The following is a 24,543-nucleotide window of genomic DNA, read 5'->3' as shown; positions in this document are numbered from 1 at the left end:
TCCCTGTACATCGGCAACTGTCCATTAAGCATTCCTATCCACCAGGACTCAAGAATCGCTGAAATTGTCCTGTTTATTGCATCTCATGAGTGATACTCACAACTAACCTCTAAAACATCAATCAACACTGCCATGCTCAACCTGTCCCCCAAATTTTCAGTGGCGATCGCTATTGTCGCTCTTGGTACTGCTGCGATCGCAACCAGTCAAGCCCAAGCGTCTATCGTTACCTATGACTTCACGGTTAATGTGACTCAAGGGTCATTAGCCGGACAATCATATAGTGGAACGCTTAGCTACGATGATTCAACCTTAAAAGGCACTGGAGTTGAAAAATTGGGCGTTGCTCAGGGCTTAAGAGTTTGCATGAATTATTTCGGACGCAATTACTCAGAAACGAGCGATCGCGACTATCCAAAATTTCCAACGCTTGTGTTTAAAAACGGCGAGATCAACCATCTAGACTTTTGGATACAGCCGCAAAAGCGTGTTGTCTGGTGGAACTTACCTGGATGGGAAGTCAATTTATCAAAGAGACAAGCTGGTGCTGACGTTCCAAATTGCGCTAAGTCTAATCCCTAATTATTACGCCATTTGTCATGAGTCATTAATCCGTAGCAAGGGCTAATGACTCACGAATCAATTACCCAAATAGCTATTTGCTATCGCCTTGACCTGTTACTTTCTCAACCAGTTCTTTGGCTCCTTCAACTAAGCCATTCTCTGCCTGTGGCCCTTTGTTTGCTTTTACACTTTCGTTGTAAATCTCATCCTGCTTATCTGGATTCCGAGCTTGTTCTGCGGCTTCTTCGTAAGCTTCTTCTCGAAAACTAGCGTCTTCAGTAGGGTCTGAAGTACGGTTAATATTTGCACTTGAGCTTGTCGCTGCATAAGCAGGCTGATTTGCAAAAATGAATAAATTGGAGAGGCTAAGCAAACTCACCGTAACCAGAATCAAAATACTGTTGCGAAATGCTTGCCCTAATGCTGAAAAAATGCGCTGCATTATTTAATTCTCCTTGTTGTTGTATTTCGTAGAATCTGGCAATACGCGAGAATCGCTGACCATCAAGGTCATTTATAGAACCAGTGGTCAATTGATTAGACCAGAGAGATTCTACGGGTATGGCGATCGCGCACCCTTCTGCCGCAAGATATATTCAAGGAGTCAAAATAATTAAAGATTGTTACAAGTCATAGGTCATGGGTCAGTAACAAAGAATGCATGACCCATAACGATGGACTGGTGACTAATGACTTAATTAGCCTTATACAAGGGATTTTTTATTCGGATACCGCAGACTCAAACAATTGCCCAAAGGCATCTAGGATCTGCTTAGGGATGGCTCTCGGACGCATTGCGGCAAGATCCACCCACACCCACAACGCCTCTGCTGTCACTAATAGCGGAGCTTCTTCCTGTTTGCGGATTTCATAGCGGCGGATAGCACGGGTTCCTTGAATTAGGTGCAGCCAGGTGGTGATTTCTAAGCGATCGCCTGCAACAGCAGAACGCAAATAGTCTATCTCGATCCGCCGCATTACAAAGCCGCCGCCGAGTTCCTGGTAGACTTTCTGGTTAAAGCCGAGATGTTCATCGTGTTCGACTGCTGCATGTTCTAGGTAATGCTGATAGACTGCGTTGTTAACGTGCCCCAAGGAGTCCATCTCGTGGTATCGCACGCGCAGTCGGCTTATGAACTTTTGCATCCGTTAATCAGAATATTTTTTCCAACTTTCAGGCTAGCCCATCGTTTTACAGAATAAAAGCTCCTTTTGCATCCCTAAAGCTATGTGCCAAAACCGATACCGCTAGTCCCATCTTTTAAGCCACTTTGTTGATTCTTGTGTTCGTTCGTGTGTTCATTTTTCGGTTCATTGTCAATATCACTTTCATCGCGCGGCTGCAACAATGCCAGGTGAAAGGCTTGTCGTGTTTGGGAATTTAAGTAACGCTCTTGTAGGGGTTGCCACTCTTGCCACGCTTCGTAAACAGTTTGATCTAGCTGTTCAGTCAGTGTTGGCAGTTGGTGTTTGAGTTTGGAGTGCAAGACCTCACTCAGCACATCTACTAAAACAACGCAGTCTTGAATTTTCCCCAGAGTTTCTTGAACTGACTTTACGTCTTGCAGATAACCTGCATAAGCAGGGCCATAGAAGTCAGAAAATAGTTCCATTTGGTAGCGCACGCGCTTGGCTTCTTTCCGCAAGCTGTGGAGAACTTCTCCCTCATCTGCTAAAAGTCGCGATACAGCTGATTGTTTTAGTTCTTTACCTTCAATCTGTCCAGCTTTAAATTCAATTCCTAGCAACCAACCTGGATGGAGCAATAACTGACTTATCTCTGGCAACAGTAAATCTGGCAGAACCGGCTCTACCGGCATCTGAGCAATTTCTTGATAAGTCGGATGCTTCAACCACCCTTGCAACGATTGCTTGAGTTTGTTGTATTGCTGATGCTCCAGGGTATCCCGGACTTGTTCTAGCGCGTGCTGGCGTTGTTTATCCAGAGCATTCATCGCCTCTTTTAAAGATTTCTGTTCTTTAGAGGGTAAATTCGGATGGTAACGATTTTTTAGGGCGTCCTGAAGCACGTCTAAATCCCGCAAACCGCCAAGACGATGACCAATTTTGCCAATCTTGTTTTCTTGGGCTGACTTGGGAAGATCCAGCGCGGGTGCAAAACCTTTTACCGCCGAACGTAGGCGACGAATTCCCACGCGCATCTGGTGTAACGCTTCTGGATCTTTGTCTTTGATAACGTCAGATTCGTGCTTAATCGTTTTTTGAAAGTGTTTTTCTATCGCTAGGTATGCCCAGTCTCCTAAAGTCTTGGCTTTTTCTTGAGTATGCTTTTTCATGACAATATTGGCTCTAAACGCGATGGATTGGATTAGTTAATAGCAGGACAGAGTTAAGTTGAACGGTCAAAGTACCACATTTCCACCCAGGTTTTGGTATTGGAGTCTATTGCATCCAGGGAGTATTTGTGATATGACCCGGATAGGAAACCCACAAGTCGTATCGGGTCACGGCTTCGCCAGTTTGTAGGTTTTTGAGGAACGGCTTGCCAGTCCAGATTTGGCAGCTACAGAGGTTTTTTACTTCCTGAATCTCAAAAAATTCAGCTTCGGCGGGTTGCAGTCGAAAAAACTCAATATGCCAATGAGCGGGTTCAACGGCAACATGAGTAGTAGAGGAAGTCTTTTCAGTTAGCTGGGAATTTCGGTTATCAAGCTGAATGGCGCTGGGGAGAAAATCGATATCCAGCACATAAGATTCAAACCCGTGCTGTCGGGCAAATTCTATGATTTGCTGCCAATCATAGACGGGTTTTTGCTCTCCCTGCTGGGGAGTATCGTCTCCAAAGCAGTAACCGCCAAACAGCCAAACCAGTTTTGACAGGATCGATTCTACACGGAGGCGATCGCTTCTTAAAAGTTCTACATCTTCCGGTAGCAAGATGCGCCCTGGAACACACCACCAGTATTCCCAGAAAGTATTCGCATCTAAAGAAACTATCCGCTTGACGACTCCCGGAATGCGATCGCGTTGTTGGATGTGACGAATTTTTTCCTTAGATGCGCTTTGTCCCGAAATCGGCAAATCTCGATTTGCTGCTAGGGGATGTTCGGGCGCGGTCGTCATTTCTTGGGGGAAGAAGGAGTCGAGGTTCAGCACGGATATTCTCTCACTACACCTAATGCAGTGTTCCATTCTAGATCCTAGAATAGGCTCTTGGATCTAGAGATTTGTATACCTTTGGTTGAATAAGTTTAAGCTTCATTGGCTCTCTTTCGAGATAGAGGGAAATTACGCTAACCTTAAAAATAGAATGGTTAGTGTAGCGGTACGCTCCTTGCAGACTGAAGACTAAAGAATAGACGTTAATAACTTCCATCAATTAGGAATGTGGCGTTTCAGACCACTCAACCTAGAGAATGTCTGGAAAGTTATAATCGAGATGCTTAAACGGCAAAGCGAATTTAGCCTTAACTTGAACAATAGAGAAACCCATTATTCGCAAAGTTTCAATGGGTAGTGCATAAGCTAAACTGACTTTAAAAATACTTACGGCTACCTACTTATATGAATCGGGTAGAATTGTATAAGGATAAGATGAAGGGATAAGCGTGTGTTAGAAATTCTCCTCATTTTTGTTGTTAGTCTAATACCAGGGCTGCTTTCAGTGTGGCACGTCCGCAGGATAGAAGCACGAAACATGGCGGGTTTGCAAGCAGCGATGCGGAGGATAGAAGCTCGGCAAATGCAAAGAATGCAAATGCCTTCAGATCAACATTACATTGAAGGCGTGGGTTATTTAATTGGGGATATTACTTGTCAGTTTAATGCTCATTCTGCTTATATCCGTTGTGCAGTAAACCCGTTTGGCCCTTGCCACGAATGTTCTTCTTATAAATCTAGAGAATACAATTAAGTTAACCTTATATAAATATGAATATGTCTAAAATAGGCGTAGTTGATTAAAAATTCATTTAAAAAACATTTACTATTATCACCCTTGAAGCTTCAGGGTATTTTAATTTGCTTGTTTAGCAGCTTGACAAGATAAAAAATCTAATCCTAAGAAAAGAGCAGCAATTGTTCCAGAAACACAAATTTCACCCTGAGCGATTGTTTCTTTGACTTTGGACATAGGAATTAATATAACTTCAATATCTTCGGTGATATCTAGCCTTTGCTGACTGGCTAGACGCACATTTTCAGCTAGAAACAAATGAATATTATTTGTATCTTTGGGTGGATTATCATATAAAGTTGCCAGATGAATGAATTGCTCTGCAACATATCCTGTTTCTTCTTCTAATTCTCTGGCAGCGGCTACAACACTATCCTCTTCCGCTGGATGAAAAGCACCCGCAGGAAGTTCTAATAAAATTTCTCCGACGGCATGACGGTATTGACGGACAAAAACAATTTCTTTTTGCTGAGTGATTGGTAAAATAACAGCTATATCAGGTCGAATATTTACAAAAAAATCATCGACAATTTGCCCGTTGGGTAATTCGACTTCATCTTGTCTGACTTTACACCATTGATTATTGATCACCATTTTAGAATTTAAAATTTTCCACTTGCTAAGGTTTTTCATAAACTAATCCAAAGTAGATTCAAAAATCATAAAGCATACAACAATGCAGATTAGCGTAGAAACCTTTACAGTAAACAAGCGATTTCCTTTAACCATCAGTCGCGGCACGACAGCGCAAACCATGAATGTGTGGGTACGCGCGATCGCAGAGGGGATTGAAGGCTGGGGGGAAGCTTCGCCTTTTTCCATTGGAGTCGGACAACCGCGACAAACCACAGAGATTCTCTTGGAGGCATTGCAAGGCATCGCGCCGCTGTTGGAGGCATATAGCCCTTGGGAAAAGCAGAAAATTGAGGAAGTATTGCAAGCAGCGCAAATCCCTTCTGCGGCGTGGGCGGCAATTGATATGGCGTTGCACGATTGGCAGGGAAAGCGGCTAGGATTACCGTTGTGGCGTCTGTGGGGGTTGGATCGAGATCGGATTGTTCCCATCTCTGTGACGATTGGGATTAATTCCCCATCGGGTGCTTTACAGCGATTGCGCGATTGGCGGCAGGTGACAGGGGCAAATGTTTTGAAGGTGAAATTGGGTAGTTCCGAAGGAATTGAAGCGGATCAAGCGATGCTGATGGCAATTCGAGAGACAGCACCGGATGCTCAGCTAAGCGTCGATGCCAATGGGGGTTGGAATCTGGAAGACGCTGTGATGATGTGCAGTTGGCTGGCAAAGATGGGCGTCAAGTATGTGGAACAGCCGCTAGGACGAGAAGCAGAAGTCGGGATAATGGGGGAATCGTCGTTTAAGGAATTGTACACGCGATCGCCTCTACCCATTTTTGTAGATGAAAGTTGCTTTACTCGCAAGGATATCCCGCAACTGGCAGACCGCGTTCATGGCGTTAATATCAAACTAATGAAGTGTGGCGGCTTAACGGAAGCAATTCGCATGGTACATACAGCGAAAGCTTGTGGATTGCAGGTAATGTTCGGTTGCTATTCTGACAGCGCCATCTCGAATACGGCGGCGGCACAACTCTCCCCCCTAGCGGATTATCTAGATTTAGATAGTCATCTGAATCTCATCGACGATCCTTTTAGCGGCGCATCCATACAAGATGGGCGATTGCTACCCAACGATTTACCCGGATTGGGAGTTATCAGAAGGACGGAGAATATTAGCGAAGCAGCGCCTTAGTGCTGGATAAATTTCTGTTCCCTATTTTCTAAAAAGCTGTGCATTTGACATCTAAACATCGAGTCGCAATTCTGCTGCATGAAGGGATTCGCGGCATCCACGGCAAAACCGGACTGGCGCTATTGCGCTACAGTGAAGCGCTAGTGGTGGCAGTCATCGATCGCCAGTGTGCGGGAGAGTCGTTGAGGGAATTGACAGGTATCCCCCGCGAGGTTCCAATTGTCGCTTCTCTGGAAGAGGCGCTAGCTTATACACCCGATATCCTGGCGATTGGGATTGCACCGCCTGGGGGTGCCCTGCCAGCCGAATGGTGGCAGGAAGTAAAACAAGGGATAGCAGCGGGGTTGTCTATCGTCAATGGACTGCATACTCCAATGGCGTCCCATCCGGAGATCCAGACATTGTTGAAAGATGGGCAGTGGATTTGGGATGTGCGTCAGGAACCCGCAGGATTAAAGATAGGAAGCGGACAAGCGCGATCGCTCGCTTGCAAACGGGTTCTCGCTGTCGGCACAGATATGGCAATCGGCAAAATGTCAACCTGTTTGGAACTCAATAAAGCCGCATTGCAGCGCGGTTTGCGTTCCAAGTTTCTAGCTACAGGTCAAGCTGGTTTAATGATAGCGGGCGATGGTATACCCCTGGATGCCGTGCGGGTTGACTTTGCTGCGGGTGCTATCGAGCAAATGGTGATGCTGTTTGGCGAAGAGCATGAGATTCTGTTTGTTGAGGGGCAAGGTTCCCTGTTGCATCCCGGTTCAACTGCAACGCTGCCACTGATTCGCGGGACTCAGCCGACGCATCTGGTGCTGGTACATCGAGCGCAACAAGCAACCATCCGCAATCATCCCCACGTTCCGATTCCGCCCCTGCCAGAAGTCATACAGCTTTACGAGACAGTGGCAGCCGCAGCTGGTGCATTTGCGCCAGTGCCCGTGCTCGCGATCGCCCTCAACACCGCCCATCTTGACGCTGATACTGCACAACGAGCGATCGAGCAGATACAGGCAGAAACAAAGCGTCCCTGCACCGATCCAGTCCGCTTTGGTGCTGACACACTATTAGATGCCGTAATGTCTAATCCTTAATCTGTGGCTTCTGACTCTTCGCTGGTTTGACGGCTGTCGGCTTCGTAATTAGCAGCCAACCCTCCGCCTGATTAATCGCTTTTACCGGCTTTAAATTCAGCTGCTTAAAGGTGGGTTGGTCAAGTAAAAAATAAGGTTGAGCGTCACCTTTCCAACGTTGCTGGAGTTCGGCATCCGTTGCGGGGATGACTTGGCGATCGCTATAAAAATTCAGAGAAGGACGACCATGATCGTAGGATGTGTAGATTGGCTTATTGATGGGAGTTTTGCGCTTAATCATCGCGGCAACGGGTTTAACCGGATAGGCTTCTGCGAGTTCCCAATTCCAGTGTGGCGATGTCATGAGTAGCAGTAGCGTTACATACGTACCCCAAAATAGCAGTGGAATAAATTGCAGGTCTTTTTGATAAATCAAAACTGCCGTTATCAATAAAGTCAAAGCAGCCGATGCAAACACCAGTTGCAAATTCCAGTTCGGTTGGGGGCCAAACGCAGCAAAATAAAAACTACCGCTTAGCGCCGCTAAACCCATGACTGTCAAAAGCGGTACCCAAGAGCGGGGATAGGATTTCTTACTCGGCGCATTCCAAATTTCAGCAAGCTGGGCACCTCCCAATAAAGCCACTGCTGGGTAAATCGGCAGTACATACCAGGGAAGCTTTGTTCCCATCACCGAAATGGCTACTAGATAAACACTCATCCACACCAGTACCAGTTTTGCCCAGCTCATATTGCGATTTTCCCAAGCAAGGCGCAATCCTTGGGGCAATAAGAATAACCAGGGCCAACCGTACTTTAAGATTTCCAACAGATAGTACCAGGGGGGACCCGCGTGATTCTCGACGGGTGCCCAAATCCGCTGCAAGGATTGACTGAAGATGCCGGTGTTTACGAAAGCCTGCCCGTAGTGGAGAAATTGGGCACCATACCAAGCGGCAACTGGCACACTGCCCAAGAGCAAACCAATCCAGAAATAGAGGGAAGTTAACAGTCTGGGAGTATCCCAAGCTAAAAATACCAGGGCAATATTTAAAAGTAATAATCCCATCATGCCTTTAGTCAGGCAAATCAACCCAAACCCGATACCGGCACCGAGAGCGTAGCGCAAGTTTCGACGCGATCGCAACACGCACCACATCATAAACAGGAAAAAGCACAGCACTGCCCCATCCAGCATCGCCAGACGCCCATGACGCACAACGGGTAGTAGCGTTAAGTAAATCAAAGCCGAGAAAAGAGCTGGAAGGCGTCGCCGGAATAGTTCCCGTCCAATGCCATACAAAAGCGGCACACAAGCGGCACTCAGCAGCGCCCCAGGTAGGCGCGTTGTCCACTCATTTACACCGCCGATTGCGTAGGCACCGGCAATCAGCAGATGCATTAAAGGCGGTTTATTGAAATACTCTGTACCTCCCAACGTCGGATACAGCCATCTCAAAGAATCAAACTTTGCCTGCCAAATCTCACGAGCAACCTGGGCAACCGTTCCCTCATCCCAATCCCGTAAAGGCAGTACGCCCAGATTGATTCCAAATAGCAGGATAGCCGCTAGGAATAACCCTAAGACCCACAGCCTTTCCACCCATCTGTCAGCTCCTCTAATCTTCTTTTTTGAACGACCCCACGCAAAAGTTTGACGATCCATATTTAACAAAGCCCGTGGTATTTAGCGGCAATCCAACTTCATTCCCTGCGATTTATCTAACTCAATCATCTGACTAAAATCACAAGGTAAGTTTCCATGTCCTTATGAAGTTTGCATAACTCTATAGAATAAAGCCGGATTTTCTATCTTAAAGTGACCGAGGAAAACTCTCGTCATGCCTGTCCTAACCCTGTAGGACAATCTCAGAGTTGGAAACACTCGCAGCGTTTAGGCTCAGTTTTACAGCGGTTAGACGCTCGTTGCGTTCCGAATTATAAAATTTATACCAGTAGTGAGAGTCATACGGAAAGTTTTTTTAGTCATCTATCGGCACATTTAGCATCGCCACCATGCAAGTGTAACGCCGACTTACTCTGTTCGCGTAAGTGTTGCTAGCGTACGTGTTGCGGCTTTGTGAAGAGCGAGCGCACTCTTTAACGATTCGGGAAGCCAAGATACCTGACTGCTGTGAGAAGCGGGGTATCTGAAGTGCTGGCTCACAGCTCACATAGAATTGAGATCGCAACCCTTTATTGTTAATCGCTAAAAGATAAAAACTAGCTCGATCTCCCAAGATGAATCCTGGCGGTTAATTTCAATCTGGCGAATAAATTCTCGAAAGTAGAATCGTCGCTCTGATTCTGACAAATCTAGCCAAAATTGTGAGATAGATACAGCCTGCGCGATCGCTTGTAAATCTACTGGCGGCAGACTCGCCATCCGCGATTGCAATTGAGAGATTTCTGTGCGTAGCTTGTAGGCGCGTAACTGGGCAGTTTCTGAATCTAGAATGCCATTCTCTGTAAGCGTCGGCAACTGAGCTAAGATATCTTGCTTCGCGGCAATTTCATGGGTAATCGTGCCCTTAATTCCATCCATATTGGGAACATTCACCGCCGCTACTGCGCGGGGTAAATCCTGGCAGATTCTCTCAATCGTTTGCTCTAATACTTCCTGATAAGAAATAGCCCGACATTTGGGCTGTTTAACGCACTTGGTTGGGCGCAGATAAAGATATTCTCCCTGTTTGCGGGAAGCGGTGACGCGGGTGATCGTCATTGGCGATTGGCACTCCCCACAAACTACTAATCCCGCTAGAGAACGATTTGCACTAGCGGTGCGAGGAGGCAAACGGCGGTTACGGCGCAGCAATCGGTCAATTTGCGCGGCTTCTTCCCTAGATACGATGGCAGCATGGGTATCAGAGAGAACCTGACCATTCTTATACGCAGTATCGCCCCGATAGACTGGGTTCGTTAGCCAGCGTTGTCCAGTAGAAGCGGAAATTTTCTTGGCGTATTTCTTTTCTAGATACCGCACCGCACCGCGTAAAGAACCATACAGCAGAAATTGTTCAAAAAAATCTTTGACGACTGGCGCGGCGCTGCGGTCTAGGATATAACGGTCTTTACCTCGTCGGTAGCCGTAAGGAGCTTTTCCGGGCGCTGGCGAGGCTTTGAGCCGCCGCTGAGCGTGTCCTTGACGGATGCGATCGCTGCGCTGCCGATTCTGAATTTCTTGCAGGAGTTGCAGGGGTGTTTGATGATACGCGACTGACTCGGTAGTAATAATTTGAATGCCGAGGGATTCGAGATCGAGGATGCGATCGCATACTTCTTCCACCGAGTTTCCCAATTCTGCCAGTCGTCGGATTAATAAATAATTAGCGGGTTCTTCTTTACAATCTTCTAACAGCTGTCGTAGTTGTTGACGTTCCCCTAAATCTTGATAAACGCTATCTATTTCCCAACCCCACATCAAGGGATCGGGTGCAACTTCAAGCAACGGGTCAGTATAGGAATATGCAATGATTTTCATTGCACAATTATGTACCAAGCTGCCAGGAGCAGCCTGAAGAGTTTAATTTTAGCTTGTGTAGGTAGGCTTCGTTTCTGTAGCCCCACGCTTCTATCGTGCAGACAGGTCTTCGCAATTCGCAGGATGCTCCCAAAGTGCCCTGATTAGGATTCATGATTGACAGCTCATTCACCTAACTCAATGATGTTGCCATCAGGATCTTGAGTAAACAGCGCAGCGCGACCAGAAGCGCTCATTTGTAGGGGGTAGTTGTGAGCCATAAGCTTCTCCTTAGCAGCGTCTAAGTTGGCGACCAAGAAGGCTAAATGCCGATTCCGACCTAATTTCTCAGAATTGACTAAATCCGATGGTATGGAGTCGTCAACAATTAGGTGAATTTGAAACTCGCCGACTTGATACCAAGCGCCAGGGAATTTTAACACTCTATCCACCTTCGATAATCCCAACACGTTACCGTAAAATTGCTCGGCTCGTTCCAAGTCAGAAACGAGAATGGCTGCATGGAGACATTGAGTAATCTGCATTGCTAGTTATGCTTTTGCCCGTTATTATACCATTTTTCTCTTGTAAAGAAACAACTTCTTTGAACAAAAGAATAACTTAGAGAAATCAAGCGATCGCTTGATTTCTCTTACTTAAAGAACTGTCTACTTAAAACCCATGACCGGAATCATCGTCTTCGCCTAAAGGGTATATAAACCTTCGGCTGTCATGCCAAATCGAACAACAGGAATTCTGTGCTATTTTTGGCTTCTATGGCTATCTGGTTTTCGTCACTGATTGCAGCGCCATCTCCAGCAGCCAGTGGCTTACCATTCAAACTGATATCGCCTTTGATAACTTGCAGCCAAGCATGGCGGTTAGGGTTGATTTGATAATTAACCTGCTGTCCAGCATCGAGCAAACTTGCGTAGAGATTGGCATCTTGGTGGATAGTAACCGAACCATCCCGACCATCTTGAGAAGCAATTAAACGGAGATTTCCGTGCTTTTCTTCAGCCGAATACATTTTCTGCTCGTATCTAGGTTTTAATCCCTTTTGATTTGGCGTAATCCAAATTTGTAGAAAATGCACTAAGTCAGTTTTAGAATGGTTATATTCACTGTGCGTAACTCCTGTACCAGCGCTCATAACTTGCACTTCACCCGGAAGAATAATGGAGCTGGTTCCCATGCTATCTTTATGCTCTAAAGCACCTTCTAGTACGTAGGAAATAATTTCCATATCTCGATGAGAATGTGTCCCGAAGCCTTGGTTCGCTTGCACTCTATCTTCGTTAATTACGCGCAGAGTTTTAAATCCCATGTGCTGGGGATCGTAATAGTTGGCGAAAGAGAATGAGTGATAGGAATTGAGCCAGCCATGATCGGCATGTCCGCGTTCTTCTGCTTTCCGAATTGCAATCATTTTCATCTCCTATTTAACTTAAATGCCAGCGGCTAGAGCCTAGAGTTATCCTGGTTGTAGAGAGGCGATTTGTTGCGTCTCCCTTCGCAGACTAAGAAAATGGGATCTGTTGCCAGTTGGTGCAAGTAAACTTTATTTGGACAGGCTACACTTCTGTAATGAAGAATACTAAAGTTTACTGCGCCAACCATCACAAAACAGTGGATTGCTGGTGTACTTACAGTGGCATAATGCTACCTGTTTTTTGTCTTTCAGTACAAACTTTACAGGGTTAGATTCTGTGTTTTGATGGGAACCATCGCCATAAGGTTGATTGTGAGATTGACCGCAACTGCACCAAAATTTAAGTACCCAATTCAAGCGCAAGAATGATAGGTTTTGTATCAACAATGACGGGTTCACTCATTTTGCTTGTCCTTGGCTTTCTTTGGTGCCTTATTTTTGTATATTTATAGTTTAAAAAATGTAACCATAAAGTGTAAAGTATGCACTTTAAAGTAAGATAGTACCCAAAAAGATACTATGGAAGCTAAAAGCGAGAATTTTGAAAGGAAGACTTGTCCAGCAGAAACTACCTTAAAAGCAATTAGCGGACGCTGGAAGCTTTTGATTGTGGCAGAACTATGGTCAGGAGTTAAACGGTTTGGGGAACTGCAAAGAGGGCTGGAGGGAATCACTCAAAAGATGCTCACGCAGCAACTCAGAGAGATGGAAGAAGACGGAATTATCCATCGCCAGGTTTATCCGCAGATTCCCCCGAAAGTGGAATATACTTTGACCCCTTTAGGAGAAAGTTTGAAACCGATTATTCAGGCAATGCACGAATTAGGCACGCAATTATAGAAATTATTGGCAGAAATTATTGGCGGGTGTAGCGATGCTTCACCCCAATCGGAAAATATTCTGGATCGCCGCTGGGAGTTAAGGTAACTTGCGGCATTTGGTAGGTTGGAGGGACATAGTTGGCAAACTCGCTGTTGAGATGTAGTAGCTGGGACAGAATTGAAGATGCGATCGCTTCCTGCTTGTCTTCACTGGCTTCCACTTGGGGCGCTAACTCCACAACCACCGACAGGAAGCGGTTTTTATCTGCATCTTCCTGAACCTGCATGACAAACTTACCCGTCACCCACTCTCGAATCCTGGGTTGTTCTAACCCCACCGTCACATTTTCCGGGTAAATATTTGCGCCGAAATAGGAAACCGTGAAATTAGACCGTCCAAACACATAAACAAACGGTAAGGGAGGAATTCCTCTTTGGGTAGCCCGCGCCGCCGGATTGAGTTCGGGTAGCCCTAACCCGGAGGTTTCGGGATGAGGAATGGCACTTTCACCTTGCAACGCCGCGACTGGATCGAAGTCCCATTCTGCTAAAAACTGGAGCATTTCATCGTAAGGGACTAAGCCTCCCGTATCGGAGATATGATAGCGGATCAGCGGAATCCCGTTATCGCCGGAAAACAGCAATGTGCCCTCGTGAACCTCGAAAAAGCGACTCAGTGGGTCATACTGTACCAGCGTTGGCAAGCGAGATTCCCCAAATAATGCTTTAGCAGCATCTGGATGTTCTGCCAGAAATCGACGGATGCGGATACTCAGCGGGGTTTCGTTGCCCAAGACGCCTGCATCGGCTGTCCCATAAAGCGAAGCTGAGTCATAACAAGGATTTTGAGAACCGACTCTTTCTCCGACAAGATTGCGCCATTCTTCGCTAAAGACTTCTCCCGCAAACACCATTTTGATGTGATATTGCTGCCACTCCACACCCCGCGCTATGCCACTATCAATGACATCCTTCAAAAATGGTGGATATCCCAGCAGCACGACTTGCTCAAATGCAGAACCCAGTTCTTGCACCACTCGAAATATCTCTTCTTTATTATTGCCAGGAGTAATCACTGTAATCGGGTATCCTTTACTGGCGAGATAGCGACAGCAGTTTGCTGTGTACATTCCCCCAACCCAAGTCCCCAGGGTAAAGCAAATGACAGCCAAGGTGCGGCGGGTGTCAGCCTGAAAACTATCATGAAATATCTGTTCAAAGCGAATCGCGATTTGCAGTTCATCCGTAAGGAAACGAGGCCAAAATGTCGGCTTTCCCGTTGAACCGGAGGAAACAGCAATCGTATCGCACGCTTCTAATTGTCCATTGCGGCACAAGTCTGCAAGCGAATGACGCAACAGGTAATTTTCTTTGGTAATGAAGGGAAGTTTTTGGAAATCTTCAAAAGTTTGTATCGAATCCGGATCGATACCTTGTTCCTTCACAAAAGCTTGGTAGGCGGGGACACTCGCAGAAACCTCGTGGAATAATTGCATCGTAGCGGCTTCTGGGGAGGTGCTGCGATACTGTTGCAGCCGCCACTGGAGGGGAGTACCCAGGAACGATTGAAAAGCGGTGAGTACCCGTTGACGTTGTTCTTCTAGCATTGTCCTCCCTCTCAGTTTTGTATTTAAGATCAGGCTAACGTAGGGAAGGCGATCGCTTTCAATCGCTTTCATCGATCGCATTACTTGGTAGAATCTCGGTCAATTTGTTATACCGTTACTGGATCTTCCACAGAATTGCCCCAGGTTAATCATGCCCCTCTATTGCACCAAAGGACACGAGAATCCCATCGATGGTCGCTTTTGCCAGCATTGTGGCGAACCACTACCTGCTGTGGTGAGTAATACTGTTTTACCGGGGATGACGCTGGGCGATCGCTATCGAATTGTGCGCGAATTGGGGCACGGTGGCTTTGGACGCACTTATTTGTCTGAAGACCTCAACCGCTTCAACGAAGCCTGTGTTTTAAAGGAATTTGCTCCCAAGGTGCAAGGCACTTACGCTTTGCAAAAAGCTTCCGAACTATTTGAGCGGGAAGCGGGTGTCCTTTACAAGCTGAAACATCCGCAAATTCCCAACTTTCGAGAGTTATTTCGGGTAAACCAGCGAGGGAACGGACGCCTGTTTTTAGTCCAAGACTATGTGGAAGGTCAAACTTATCGCGCGCTTCTCGAAAGTCGGAAACATCAAGGAGCGCGGTTTAGCGAGGCAGAGGTACGGCAGATTCTGCTGCAAATTTTACCAGTTCTAGAATATATCCATTCGATGGGGGTCATTCACCGCGATATTGCCCCAGATAACATGATTTCGCGAGCTTCTGACCAACTGCCCGTTTTGATTGACTTCGGTGGCGTCAAGGAAGTCGCAGCCACCGTAGAATCGGAGTTTAACGAGACACCAGGGATGGAAACAGCGACCATCCATACTCGGTTAGGTAAGCCCGGATACGCCCCCGATGAACAGATGCAACGGGGAATTGTGTTTCCCCATAGCGATTTATATGCTTTGGCAGCAACGATGTTGGTGTTGCTCACGGGTAAACAGCCGCAAGAGCTAATCGACGATGGAACGCTTTTGTGGAACTGGCGGCGGGACGTGAACCTTAGCCCCGCTCTGGGAGCAGTATTGGATAAAATGCTTTCACGACGACCGGGCGATCGCTATCAATCTGCCAGCGCTGTGTTACAGAGCCTTTCATCTGCCCATTCGCCTGCCCCAGCACCCGATCTTCCTCCCACTCAGCCACCCACCAAACCCCCGATGGCACCGACAATGGTGGTGGCTCGTGCCCAAATTCCCCCGCCCCCCCAGGCAATCGCCAACTCACCCCAGCCAATCGCCAACGCTACCCAGCCGATCCCAACCCCCAATCCATTACCGCCGCCAGCCCCCAAACCGCAATCTCCCTTTCTCGGTTTAGTGGGAAAAACTTTGGTCGTGTCGCTGCTGATTACGGGCGCGACTGGAATCGGCTGGTGGGCTGGCAATCTTTGGATACAATCACTATCGAAGTCTGGGGAAGAAACCTCCGATGCCACACCCTCACCCAGTTCTTCGCCGCCCGTCGATCAGGAAAATCCTTCCTCGCAGTTTTCGCCTGCGGAACAGGCACGCAAGCAACAGCTGCGCGATCGCCGTCAAAGTCTCGGCGTTAACTACAATTTCTATGTCAACTGGGTGAATGAAGTTTTCTGGACTCAGAACCCCAATCAACGAGGGCGCACGCTGGGGAATGGGCCAGAAAATGAGCAATTACGAGAGCAATGGGATCGGATCGCAACTGAATTGCTCGATAAGCTAGATCAGGCGAAATTACCAGGCGCAGCGAGACAGCGTTTAGGAAGCTATGGTGCAGCGGATCGCGATCGCTGGAAAGGGCAAGTCAACCAGCGAAACCTGAGCAGTCGCGCCCTCTACGATCTCGCAGATGTGGCATTTTTCCAAGTATTTCCAGAACAGCGGGGCAGAGATTTTCTCAATCAGCCAGTCGGTCAAATCTGGCACGCGATCGCTGGGGAGAAAGTCAAAGCAGTGCAATCTCAAGAGGCGCTGGAAACAATTCGCTTTGCTCCAGGGGCAGTGGGCAAACGAGTCAGCGGCACCCTCCAACCAGGAGAAGGAAAAGCCTACATCGGCAACTTTGCCCAAAATCAATTATTAGCAGTTAACTTTACGGGGAGTTCAAAACTGCGGCTTTCCCTTTACCCCCCAACGAGTACATTTCCCCCAATCCTCGAAGACTCCACCGAAAAAACTTGGTCGGGAACCTTGCCTCAATCAGGCTACTACGAATTCATCGTTGTTTCCGAAGCTTCCCAGCCCGTTGATTATCAACTTGATATCGGCGTGGAAAACCCTCCGGCTCCCTCACCTGAACCGGCTGAAACGACCACTGCTTCTCCTGAACCGGCACAAACAACCACTCCTTCCCCCTAAATGAAACCCCTTACCTCTTTGGGGGAGAGTAAGGGGTGGGGTTCAGATGAAAAGCTCGGATAACGTCTACAGCCGTACCTGCGGCAAATTGCTGCGGGGATTGAAGGTGCGGTTCTCCCGGATTTTCTCGTAATATTCTCGTTCCGTAGCACTGAGTTCTTTCGGCGTCACAATCAAAATCTTTACCAGCTGATCGGAACGTCCGCCTTTAGGGTTGGGCCAACCTTTACCGCGCAACCGCAGAGATTGTCCCGAACGGACACCAGGGGGAACGTTGACAGTGACAGAACCATCCGGCGTCGGCACTTCCACGGGTGCCCCCAACACGGCTTCATCTGGCGTTACCGGCACTTCGCAGACGAGATTATCACCATCGAATTGGAAGAACGAGTGGGGCAGCAGCTCCACGGTTAAGTATAAGTCACCCCGCTGCTGAGTATAGGGGCTGACTGAACCTTTGCCTTTGACGCGAATTCGACTGCCTTGTTTTGTACCCGGAGGAATCCGAACGTCAATGGCTTCATTGCCTAAATCTAAACGCTTCTGGACGCCATGAAAAGCCTCGGATAGGCTGAGTTTAATGACCGCTTCTCGATCGGCGGCTGCGGCGGCTTGCGGATCGAAGCCAGAATACCCGCCAAAGTCTGTATACCCAGTGGGGCCTGTAGAAGTGCGATAAGTCGTGCGGCGTCCAGCACGACCGCCAGAACGGGCACTGGCACCCCCTAATCCGCCCAGGAGATCGTTGACAAATTCATCAAAACTGCCGTACTGACTAAAGTCAAAGCCGCCAAAATCAACGTTCACTCCGCCTGGATAGGGTGACGATCCTTCCCCGACTTGTTTCCAGTACTGTCCGAACTGATCGTACTTTTTACGTTTTTCTGGGTCGGATAGCACTTCGTAGGCTTCGCTGACTTCCTTGAAGCGAGCTTCAGCTTCTTTGTTGCCAGGGTTCATGTCGGGGTGGTACTTTCGTGCCAGTCGCCGGTAGACTTTTTTGATTTCATCGGCACTAGCGGTTTTAGTAACTCCCAGGATGGCGTAATAGTCTTTAAAATCGGTCGCAGCCATCAACCTCCCTCCTCTCCTCTAAATATTTAGTTTAAGTTTTATTTTTTACCTTCTCAGAGATAGGGTATCAAATCAGTCAATGGATATAAGTTCGGCTTTTCCGCACTGAGGCGATCGCGATTTCCGTACTTGTCGCTGAATAACGGATTAAACGATCGAGTCCATCAGCTAGGGTGGGCGGAGCGTCTACCAGTTGGCGGTGCATCTGTAAAATAACTTCTTCTGGAACTTGGCGGAGTCTTAATCGATTTCTTTCTAGACATTCCTGCACTGGCGTATCCAGCCACAAGCCGGTAATGTGGGTAAAACCGCGATCGCGAGAAGTAGCGAGCGCTTCCCGGCGATGTTTACGAGCCGCATTCGTCGCGTCGAAAATCGCTTGTCTTTTCTCCTCAACTGCTTGGCTTAATTGGCGCTGTACTTCGCTCCACACCAACAGCCACGACCCTTGAATCGCTTCATCCCCAAACAGTTGTTCCCGGATTGCGTCTGTGGCAATCAGCCGATGCTGAGGGCATTCTGCTACGAGCTTTTGTGCCAGAGAAGATTTGCCGCTACCGGGCAACCCAATTAGGAGAATTAATCGAGTCATGTTTCGGTGTTGGGAGTAAGTAATCAGAGTTTTGAGTTTTGAGTTAAAGAGAGTTCTTTAATTCAAAACCCAAATTCAAACGCGAGAATCGCGTCTCTACTTCAACTTTTTCCCAATTAGCAACTCCCCGAACTAATTTCCATCCTAAATGACGGTTCCATCCGGAATCACGGCATTTTTCAGTACCACAACAATCCCGCTACGGATGTAGAAACCTTCGCTTTCACGGTTGGCTTCTTCCACCCTGTCTTTGTTAATGATTTGCACATTGCAACCAATGTGGGCGTTTTTGTCAATGATAGCGCGGCGAATCCGGGTGTCCGAACCAATTCCCAACGGAACTTTACCGTCTTCACAGTGAGCTTGTCGTTCGGCGAAGGGTTGGTATAAGTCGGCACCCATGACAAGGGAGTCTTCAATTAAGGAACCCGATTCAATGCGCGATCGCACTCCCAAAACTGAATGCTCAATCCGGCATTCTTTCAGGATGCAGCCTTCCCCAATAATCGACTCGGTGATTTGGCAATCTAACAGCTTACTGGGCGGTAAATAACGAGCGCGAGTGTAAATCGGAGCATCCTCATCGTAGAAACTAAAAGGCGGCTGCGGTTGTCTGGTGAGAGCCAAGTTCGCCTCGTAGAACGACTCCATCGTTCCAATATCTTCCCAGTAGTCATTAAATAAATAAGCTTGAACGTTATAATCCTGCGCCGAAGCGGGGATAATCTCCTTACCAAAATCGGTTCGCTCTTGGTTAGTTTGCAGCAGATGCATCAGCACGTCTTTTTTGAAGACATAAATCCCCATTGAGGCGATGTAGGGATTTTTCTTCGCTTGTTCCGCACTCAATCCCAGCGTTGTCGTATCGACCTGCATCTCCTTGAGAGCATCGCCTTTAGGCTTTTCGCTGAAATCTATCACCCGTCCGGTATCATCGATTTTCATTAAGCCGAAATCGGACGCCCGTCGCTCATCCATTGGCACAACGGAGAGGGTGATATCGGCATTAGTGTCGCGGTGGCGTTGCACGAACTGGCGATAGTCCATGCGGTAGAGATGATCTCCTGACAAAATCAGGTACTCATCAACATCCCACTCATCCAACAGCCAGAGATACTGACGGACAGCATCGGCAGTGCCTTGGAACCAGTTGGGGTTTTCTGGCGTTTGCTGGGCGGCTAGCACCTCCACAAACCCTTCTGTGAACCCTGCGAAACTGTAGGCGCGGGCAATATGGCGGTTGAGGGAAGCTGAGTTGAATTGGGTCAGAACGTAGATTTTGTAAATTTCTGAGTTAATGCAATTACTGACCGGAATATCGATTAGGCGATACTTTCCTGCCAGAGGCACGGCTGGCTTCGCTCGCAACTTGGTCAGCGGGTAAAGGCGGGTGCCAGCGCCACCTCCGAGAATAATGCTTAGAACTTTTTTCACTTCAAACCTCTCGATTGCCAGTCAACTCCCAAAACCAGTGTCGGACGGTCTGGAGCAGTTGGCAAGGGGGGGAGGGGGAATCGATGTTAGGGGTTATGGATAATTCGGAAAAAGTTTCAAGGAATCAGTGTTGAGTTTTGAATTAAAGCACTCTTTTTTATTCAAAACTCAAAATTCAAAACTCAACACGCTCATTTCCCACCGCCCTATTGCAGTGCCATTTCCATCAAAATTTTCTGGGCACTTTGTTCTCTTTCCTTGTCACCGGGATGGCGTTGGATGTAACGACCATCTGGTTGTAAATCCCAAGCGTGACGGTTATCGGCGAGCATAATTCCTAAGATTTCTTGTAAATCTTTAGAAATTTCGGGATCTTCTATTGGCGCGATCGCTTCTACTCGTCGATCCAAGTTGCGGCGCATCCAATCAGCACTGCCGATATAAACTTCCTCACTGCCAGCATTTTGAAAGTAAAAAATCCGCGAGTGTTCTAGATAACGCCCGACAACACTAATCGTCCGGATATTTTCACTGACTCCTTCCACACCAGGTCGCAGACAGCAAATTCCGCGGATAATCAAATCGATTTTTACCCCAGCGATGCTAGCTTCGTAAAGCGAGGCAATGAGTTGGGGATCTGTCAGTGAATTCATCTTGGCGACAATTCGACCGCTTTTGCCATGATGGCAATGTTCTATCTCGCGGCGGATCAAGCTCAAAAAGCGATCGCGGCAGTTCACCGGCGACACCAACAACTTGCGGTAAGACCGTTGCCGCGAGTAACCCGTCAAGTAATTAAACAAATCCGTCAAATCCGCCCCCAAGTCTTCACGGCAGCTTAATAGCCCCACATCTGTATAAATCCGAGCGGTTTTGGGATTATAGTTCCCCGTGCCGATGTGGACATACCGGCGAATTTGGTTTTCTTCTCGGCGTACCACCAAAACCACTTTGGTATGCGTCTTTAAACCCACCAACCCATAGACCACATGTACGCCCGCTTGTTCTAACTTGCGTGCCCAGTTAATATTGTTCTCTTCATCAAAACGGGCTTTTAGTTCCACCAGAACCGCTACTTGCTTGCCATGCTCAGCCGCTGTAATTAGGGCATTGAGAATCGGCGAGTCCCCAGATGTTCGGTAGAGAGTCATTTTAATCGCCAGCACATTTGGATCGATTGCCGCTTGGGTAATGAAGCGCTGTACCGTTCCTCCAAAAGATTGATAAGGATGGTGAACCATCAAATCTGCGGTGCGAATGACCGAGAAAATATCTTCTCCCTCATCCAAATCTCCTTCACTGAGCCGCCGCAGGCGTGGGGGTATCCCTGGCGTCCACACAGGGTCTTTCAGTTCCGGGAGTGGCAATTGCATGAAGTACATCAAGTCTGCCAGCCCCAATAGCCCGTCCACCTCGTAAACATCCCGCTCCAACAGCCCCAGTTCCCGCATCAGCATCCCTTTCATGGATTCGGGCATTGAAGCTTGAATTTCCATCCGTACCGCCGAACCACCCACCCGACGTTTCCGCAGTTCTTGCTCAATCGCCAGCATCAGATCGTCGGCTTCATCTTCTTCCACCTCCAAATCTGCATTGCGAGTGATTCGGAAGGGGTGATATTCCTGGATATTCATCCCCGGAAACAGTGACTCTAGATTATGAGCAATCACCTGTTCTAGGGGCACACCCATCCAAATCAGGCGTTCATTCCGGAATCGTTCCTCTTCGAGTCCAGACGACCGACTTCCCAGCCCGGACTCCAACCGTAAGGGCAAAAATCGAGGTAAAACTTTTGGGACTTTCACTCTGGCAAACAGTTCTTCCCCCGTGTCTGGGTCTTTCACCACCACAGCCAGATTCAGACTGAGGTTAGACATATAGGGAAAAGGATGGCTGGGATCAACAGCTAAGGGGGTCAGAACTGGGAAAATTTGCTCTTCAAAATAGTTTTGCAGGTAAGCCCGCTGTTCCTGGTTCAGATCCACGTAGTCTAAAAGATGAATGCCTTGCGCGGTCATCAAGGGTCGCAATGCTTTCTCAAAGTGTTGATGCTGTTGTGCTACCAGAGGTCGCGCTGCCAAGCTAATCTCTTCTAGCTGGTCGCTTGGTGTCCGACCATCGGGCGTCAGCTGGCTCACTTTTGCTTCCACCTGTTGCTTAAGAGCAGCGACGCGCACCATGAAGTATTCGTCGAAGTTGGCACTAAAAATCCCCATGAATTTCAGGCGTTCTAGCAGCGGCGTCCGAGGATCGATCGCTTCATGCAAAACTCGATTGTTAAACTCCAACCAGCTGAGTTCGCGGTTGAAATAGTACTGCGGATGGTTTAGGTCAATATTATGGTGTGTTGCTGCGGTCTTTTTCGCTTTTGACATAATTCTAATGGCAGTCAGGCTGGCAGGTATTCATTGTTACTTGCAACACCAACCAGTGAATTCCATCTGAATTGATCGCAGATTCGCGCTGATTGTTTTACCACTCATTTTTAAAATGCGCTTATCTTAATTCTGGCTGTGTTATTAATTCATCGTATCCTGACTTAGATGACCCAAAACCTATCTACAGAAAGGCGTTAAATATCATGACCTCATGCAAAAGCGATAGGTTTATGCTCTCAAGGCAGGCTCCGGGCGAGCGATCGCTACTCCCTCCTTTAACTGGATACTTCACCCGCACGCCTTGCCAAGCCTCTGCCCAGCTGACGATAGCGATTCGATGAGTTTTATTAACCAAATACCTCATCTTCCCTTCCCCGCCACCACTCACCCAGATTCATCAAGTCCTGATGAATATCTGCTAATTCTTGAACATATTCCTCTGGAGAGATAGTCGGGCGGCGTTCTTGGAGTTTTTTTAGCCGCAATTGCACTAATAGCCAAGGCTTGGAAATGCTATCTGTGGCTTCAATGTATTGGGCTAGTTCTTTGCTATCCATGATTTATCTGGTGGGAATTTATCTTCTTTAAAGATACAGGCAGCCGAAGTTTACAGATAATAAAAAAACAGCCACTACTAACGTGGCTGTTTTCCAGATGATTAAATTTGATGTAACTGAAACATCAGCTGTTATTTAAGCAGATGCCGTTAAATTCTGGGCAACAAAGTCCCAGTTGATCAAGTGGTCAACAAAGTTCTGCATAAAGTTGGGACGACTATTCTGGTAATCCAGATAGTAGGCGTGTTCCCAAACATCCATTGTTAGCAAGGGAGTTTGTCCGTAGGCAATCGGGTTTTCTGCGTTCGGAGACTTGGTTACTTTTAGGGTATCGCCATCCTTGATTAGCCAAGCCCAACCACTACCGAATTGAGTGCCTCCGGCATTTTTGAACTCTTCTTTGAATTTGTCAAGGCTACCGAAGCTGGCGTTAATTTTTTCCGCTAGTTCGCCACTCGGATTGCCGCCTCCATTTGGCTTGATGCCATTCCAATAGAAGGTATGATTCCATACCTGAGCAGCGTTGTTGAATACAGCAGCTTTGTCTGATGCTTTGTAGGTTGCCTTGATGATTTCTTCAAGCGACTTGTCGGCTAGTTCTGTGTCCTTAACTAGATTGTTGAGAGTGTTCACGTAAGCAGCGTGATGCTTGCCGTAATGGAACTCAAGTGTCCGCGCCGACATACCTGACGACTCTAAAGCGTCTTGATCGTAAGGTAAAGGGGGTAATTCAAATGCCATTGTGTTCAATCCTCTGCTAACTGCTTTCTAGCTTAAAACTAAGGGAGAAGTTTTTTCTTCTTAAGGATCTAAGTCTCGTCCGATCGAGGTTGCGATCGCTAGCGATATAAAACTTAACCACTGGATTGTACCTTAAAAGTCGAGAGACAGCCAAAATCAACGCTATGTGCCAATTTAGGCAGGACTCCCACTAGTTTCTCCCTGTTGCATCTACCCAAAGAGATAATTAATGGCGATCGCTCAAAACTCCTCTAACCATTTCGATTGCCGCTGCTGGAGTATTGGCAATCAAAATAGAGTCTTCAGACAAGCTTTGGAAAAAAGCTTTACTTTCTGGATGATTCGTTAATAAAATCACTTTTTTATGGTTCTTCAAAGCTAAGGCAATTTCCGAAGCGGTTCCTGCACCCATGCCGCAGGCAATCACAACATCAGAAGAAAGAACATTAATATTATTTCTCGCATTTCCCATATCGGTAACAATTGCAATATCTACGGCATCAGAAACCGCGCTGGTATCGTTAGTGGGAAGAACGCCAATTGTTAAACCATTAGCAAATTTTGCTCCTTTACTCGCCGCATCCATCACACCAGCATTTCTGCCGCCAGTCAGCAAAACCCATCCCTCTTGGGCGATGAATTGACCGAGTTTATAAGCGTTTTCTAAGTCAGTTTCTGTGGCGTTGGCTCCTGGTCCCATAACGCCAATTAGGGTTTTTTTCATGGCAAGCTGACCTTACTCCTAAGCGTTGAAATTTTTAACGCCGAGGTACGCAGAGTTTTACGCAAAGGTA

At 47.4% G+C, this 24,543-nt stretch carries 23 protein-coding genes; 6 read left to right on the top strand and 17 right to left on the bottom strand.

The genetic code is table 11. The features are described from left to right. Nucleotides 1–132 precede the first annotated feature (132 nt). Nucleotides 133–582 carry a hypothetical protein gene (locus NC994_RS08745; RefSeq protein WP_190432774.1) on the top strand — a complete coding sequence of 150 codons (450 nt, stop codon included), beginning with the start codon at nucleotides 133–135 and terminating at the stop codon, nucleotides 580–582. 73 nt (nucleotides 583–655) lie between these two features. Here the strand turns inward: NC994_RS08745 and NC994_RS08740 are convergent, their stop codons facing one another. From NC994_RS08740 to NC994_RS08725, 4 genes are all read right to left on the bottom strand, one after another. Continuing rightward, complete coding sequence (locus NC994_RS08740; protein ID WP_190410708.1) at nucleotides 656–1,006, bottom strand: hypothetical protein; 351 nt, start codon at nucleotides 1,004–1,006, stop codon at nucleotides 656–658. A gap of 278 nt (nucleotides 1,007–1,284) precedes the next feature. Beyond that, nucleotides 1,285–1,710 (bottom strand): thioesterase family protein, encoded by a 426-nt coding sequence (locus NC994_RS08735; protein ID WP_190410709.1) that lies wholly within the window; start codon nucleotides 1,708–1,710, stop codon nucleotides 1,285–1,287. A gap of 80 nt (nucleotides 1,711–1,790) precedes the next feature. Then, the gene (locus tag NC994_RS08730; RefSeq protein ID WP_190430590.1) at nucleotides 1,791–2,861 is read right to left on the bottom strand and encodes a CHAD domain-containing protein; all 1,071 of its coding nucleotides are present in this window, start codon (nucleotides 2,859–2,861) and stop codon (nucleotides 1,791–1,793) included. A gap of 106 nt (nucleotides 2,862–2,967) precedes the next feature. Then, complete coding sequence (locus tag NC994_RS08725) at nucleotides 2,968–3,681, bottom strand: hypothetical protein (protein WP_190432772.1); 714 nt, start codon at nucleotides 3,679–3,681, stop codon at nucleotides 2,968–2,970. Nucleotides 3,682–4,135: 454 nt separating this feature from the next. On the opposite strand from NC994_RS08725, the gene NC994_RS08720 reads away from it, so the two are divergent. Then, nucleotides 4,136–4,438 (top strand): DUF6464 family protein, encoded by a 303-nt coding sequence (locus NC994_RS08720; RefSeq protein WP_190410712.1) that lies wholly within the window; start codon nucleotides 4,136–4,138, stop codon nucleotides 4,436–4,438. Between the two features lie 102 nt (nucleotides 4,439–4,540). Here NC994_RS08720 and NC994_RS08715 read toward each other — a convergent pair whose 3' ends face one another. Next, on the bottom strand, nucleotides 4,541–5,113 hold the full coding sequence (locus tag NC994_RS08715) for an NUDIX hydrolase (RefSeq protein WP_190432770.1): 573 nt from the start codon (nucleotides 5,111–5,113) through the stop codon (nucleotides 4,541–4,543). Between the two features lie 43 nt (nucleotides 5,114–5,156). Here NC994_RS08715 and NC994_RS08710 point away from each other — a divergent pair, with 43 nt between their 5' ends. Both NC994_RS08710 and NC994_RS08705 read left to right on the top strand, forming a co-directional pair. Beyond that, nucleotides 5,157–6,248, top strand: coding sequence for a dipeptide epimerase (locus tag NC994_RS08710; RefSeq protein WP_190410714.1), 1,092 nt, complete (start codon nucleotides 5,157–5,159; stop codon nucleotides 6,246–6,248). A 38-nt stretch (nucleotides 6,249–6,286) separates the two neighbouring features. Further along, the gene (locus NC994_RS08705) at nucleotides 6,287–7,336 is read left to right on the top strand and encodes a DUF1611 domain-containing protein (protein ID WP_190432769.1); all 1,050 of its coding nucleotides are present in this window, start codon (nucleotides 6,287–6,289) and stop codon (nucleotides 7,334–7,336) included. Here the strand turns inward: NC994_RS08705 and NC994_RS08700 are convergent. The 4 genes from NC994_RS08700 to NC994_RS08685 form a co-directional block, all read right to left on the bottom strand. After that, entirely contained in the window at nucleotides 7,326–8,981 is a 1,656-nt protein-coding gene (locus tag NC994_RS08700) for a glycosyltransferase family 39 protein (protein ID WP_190432766.1), read from the bottom strand. The genes NC994_RS08705 and NC994_RS08700 overlap by 11 nt on opposite strands. 543 nt (nucleotides 8,982–9,524) lie before the next feature. Then, entirely contained in the window at nucleotides 9,525–10,799 is a 1,275-nt protein-coding gene (locus NC994_RS08695) for a recombinase family protein (protein WP_190432765.1), read from the bottom strand. Between the two features lie 164 nt (nucleotides 10,800–10,963). Then, nucleotides 10,964–11,323 (bottom strand): VOC family protein, encoded by a 360-nt coding sequence (locus tag NC994_RS08690; protein ID WP_190432763.1) that lies wholly within the window; start codon nucleotides 11,321–11,323, stop codon nucleotides 10,964–10,966. A gap of 185 nt (nucleotides 11,324–11,508) precedes the next feature. Beyond that, nucleotides 11,509–12,207, bottom strand: a complete 699-nt coding sequence (locus NC994_RS08685; protein WP_190432761.1) for a pirin family protein — start codon at nucleotides 12,205–12,207, stop codon at nucleotides 11,509–11,511. Nucleotides 12,208–12,729: 522 nt separating this feature from the next. Here NC994_RS08685 and NC994_RS08680 point away from each other — a divergent pair. Further along, nucleotides 12,730–13,050 (top strand): helix-turn-helix domain-containing protein, encoded by a 321-nt coding sequence (locus tag NC994_RS08680; RefSeq protein WP_190432760.1) that lies wholly within the window; start codon nucleotides 12,730–12,732, stop codon nucleotides 13,048–13,050. Nucleotides 13,051–13,066: 16 nt separating this feature from the next. Here NC994_RS08680 and NC994_RS08675 read toward each other — a convergent pair whose 3' ends face one another. Continuing rightward, nucleotides 13,067–14,638 carry a phenylacetate--CoA ligase family protein gene (locus NC994_RS08675; protein ID WP_190432833.1) on the bottom strand — a complete coding sequence of 524 codons (1,572 nt, stop codon included), beginning with the start codon at nucleotides 14,636–14,638 and terminating at the stop codon, nucleotides 13,067–13,069. A 151-nt stretch (nucleotides 14,639–14,789) separates the two neighbouring features. On the opposite strand from NC994_RS08675, the gene NC994_RS08670 reads away from it, so the two are divergent. After that, complete coding sequence (locus tag NC994_RS08670; RefSeq protein ID WP_190432759.1) at nucleotides 14,790–16,973, top strand: serine/threonine-protein kinase; 2,184 nt, start codon at nucleotides 14,790–14,792, stop codon at nucleotides 16,971–16,973. Between the two features lie 66 nt (nucleotides 16,974–17,039). Here the strand turns inward: NC994_RS08670 and NC994_RS08665 are convergent, their stop codons facing one another. From NC994_RS08665 to NC994_RS08635, 7 genes are all read right to left on the bottom strand, one after another. Next, on the bottom strand, nucleotides 17,040–18,047 hold the full coding sequence (locus NC994_RS08665) for a DnaJ C-terminal domain-containing protein (RefSeq protein WP_190432758.1): 1,008 nt from the start codon (nucleotides 18,045–18,047) through the stop codon (nucleotides 17,040–17,042). Nucleotides 18,048–18,123: 76 nt separating this feature from the next. Next, nucleotides 18,124–18,639: an AAA family ATPase gene (locus NC994_RS08660; protein WP_190432757.1), complete on the bottom strand. Its 516-nt coding sequence runs from the start codon at nucleotides 18,637–18,639 to the stop codon at nucleotides 18,124–18,126. 144 nt (nucleotides 18,640–18,783) lie between these two features. Continuing rightward, complete coding sequence (locus tag NC994_RS08655) at nucleotides 18,784–20,073, bottom strand: glucose-1-phosphate adenylyltransferase (protein ID WP_190410725.1); 1,290 nt, start codon at nucleotides 20,071–20,073, stop codon at nucleotides 18,784–18,786. Between the two features lie 206 nt (nucleotides 20,074–20,279). Continuing rightward, entirely contained in the window at nucleotides 20,280–22,448 is a 2,169-nt protein-coding gene (gene ppk1, locus NC994_RS08650; protein WP_190432756.1) for a polyphosphate kinase 1, read from the bottom strand. 350 nt (nucleotides 22,449–22,798) lie between these two features. Next, a complete protein-coding gene (locus tag NC994_RS08645; RefSeq protein WP_190432754.1) occupies nucleotides 22,799–23,008 on the bottom strand; it encodes a hypothetical protein in 210 nt (69 codons plus the stop codon). A 135-nt stretch (nucleotides 23,009–23,143) separates the two neighbouring features. Next, nucleotides 23,144–23,749, bottom strand: coding sequence for a superoxide dismutase (locus NC994_RS08640; RefSeq protein WP_190432752.1), 606 nt, complete (start codon nucleotides 23,747–23,749; stop codon nucleotides 23,144–23,146). A 226-nt stretch (nucleotides 23,750–23,975) separates the two neighbouring features. Beyond that, nucleotides 23,976–24,473 (bottom strand): TIGR00725 family protein, encoded by a 498-nt coding sequence (locus tag NC994_RS08635; RefSeq protein ID WP_190432751.1) that lies wholly within the window; start codon nucleotides 24,471–24,473, stop codon nucleotides 23,976–23,978. Nucleotides 24,474–24,543: the final 70 nt, after the last annotated feature.

It is taken from the genome of Trichocoleus sp. AS-A1 (assembly GCF_039962015.1).
In the GTDB taxonomy this organism is placed as follows: domain Bacteria; phylum Cyanobacteriota; class Cyanobacteriia; order Cyanobacteriales; family FACHB-T130; genus FACHB-T130.
This window is presented reverse-complemented; position numbering and strand designations above follow the sequence as displayed.

Excerpts from the sequence above, each read along its gene's own strand:
- NC994_RS08640 (WP_190432752.1), bottom strand. The coding sequence starts at position 23,749 with ATGGCATTTGAATTACCCCCTTTACCTTACGATCAAGACGCTTTAGAG.
- NC994_RS08660 (WP_190432757.1), bottom strand. The coding sequence starts at position 18,639 with ATGACTCGATTAATTCTCCTAATTGGGTTGCCCGGTAGCGGCAAATCT.
- NC994_RS08680 (WP_190432760.1), top strand. The coding sequence starts at position 12,730 with ATGGAAGCTAAAAGCGAGAATTTTGAAAGGAAGACTTGTCCAGCAGAA.
- NC994_RS08740 (WP_190410708.1), bottom strand. The coding sequence starts at position 1,006 with ATGCAGCGCATTTTTTCAGCATTAGGGCAAGCATTTCGCAACAGTATT.
- NC994_RS08730 (WP_190430590.1), bottom strand. The coding sequence starts at position 2,861 with ATGAAAAAGCATACTCAAGAAAAAGCCAAGACTTTAGGAGACTGGGCA.
- NC994_RS08715 (WP_190432770.1), bottom strand. The coding sequence starts at position 5,113 with ATGAAAAACCTTAGCAAGTGGAAAATTTTAAATTCTAAAATGGTGATC.
- NC994_RS08675 (WP_190432833.1), bottom strand. The coding sequence starts at position 14,638 with ATGCTAGAAGAACAACGTCAACGGGTACTCACCGCTTTTCAATCGTTC.
- NC994_RS08695 (WP_190432765.1), bottom strand. The coding sequence starts at position 10,799 with ATGAAAATCATTGCATATTCCTATACTGACCCGTTGCTTGAAGTTGCA.
- NC994_RS08710 (WP_190410714.1), top strand. The coding sequence starts at position 5,157 with ATGCAGATTAGCGTAGAAACCTTTACAGTAAACAAGCGATTTCCTTTA.
- NC994_RS08645 (WP_190432754.1), bottom strand. The coding sequence starts at position 23,008 with ATGGATAGCAAAGAACTAGCCCAATACATTGAAGCCACAGATAGCATT.
- NC994_RS08690 (WP_190432763.1), bottom strand. The coding sequence starts at position 11,323 with ATGCAGATTACTCAATGTCTCCATGCAGCCATTCTCGTTTCTGACTTG.
- NC994_RS08670 (WP_190432759.1), top strand. The coding sequence starts at position 14,790 with ATGCCCCTCTATTGCACCAAAGGACACGAGAATCCCATCGATGGTCGC.
- NC994_RS08700 (WP_190432766.1), bottom strand. The coding sequence starts at position 8,981 with ATGGATCGTCAAACTTTTGCGTGGGGTCGTTCAAAAAAGAAGATTAGA.
- ppk1 (WP_190432756.1), bottom strand. The coding sequence starts at position 22,448 with ATGTCAAAAGCGAAAAAGACCGCAGCAACACACCATAATATTGACCTA.
- NC994_RS08665 (WP_190432758.1), bottom strand. The coding sequence starts at position 18,047 with ATGGCTGCGACCGATTTTAAAGACTATTACGCCATCCTGGGAGTTACT.
- NC994_RS08735 (WP_190410709.1), bottom strand. The coding sequence starts at position 1,710 with ATGCAAAAGTTCATAAGCCGACTGCGCGTGCGATACCACGAGATGGAC.
- NC994_RS08745 (WP_190432774.1), top strand. The coding sequence starts at position 133 with ATGCTCAACCTGTCCCCCAAATTTTCAGTGGCGATCGCTATTGTCGCT.
- NC994_RS08635 (WP_190432751.1), bottom strand. The coding sequence starts at position 24,473 with ATGAAAAAAACCCTAATTGGCGTTATGGGACCAGGAGCCAACGCCACA.
- NC994_RS08685 (WP_190432761.1), bottom strand. The coding sequence starts at position 12,207 with ATGATTGCAATTCGGAAAGCAGAAGAACGCGGACATGCCGATCATGGC.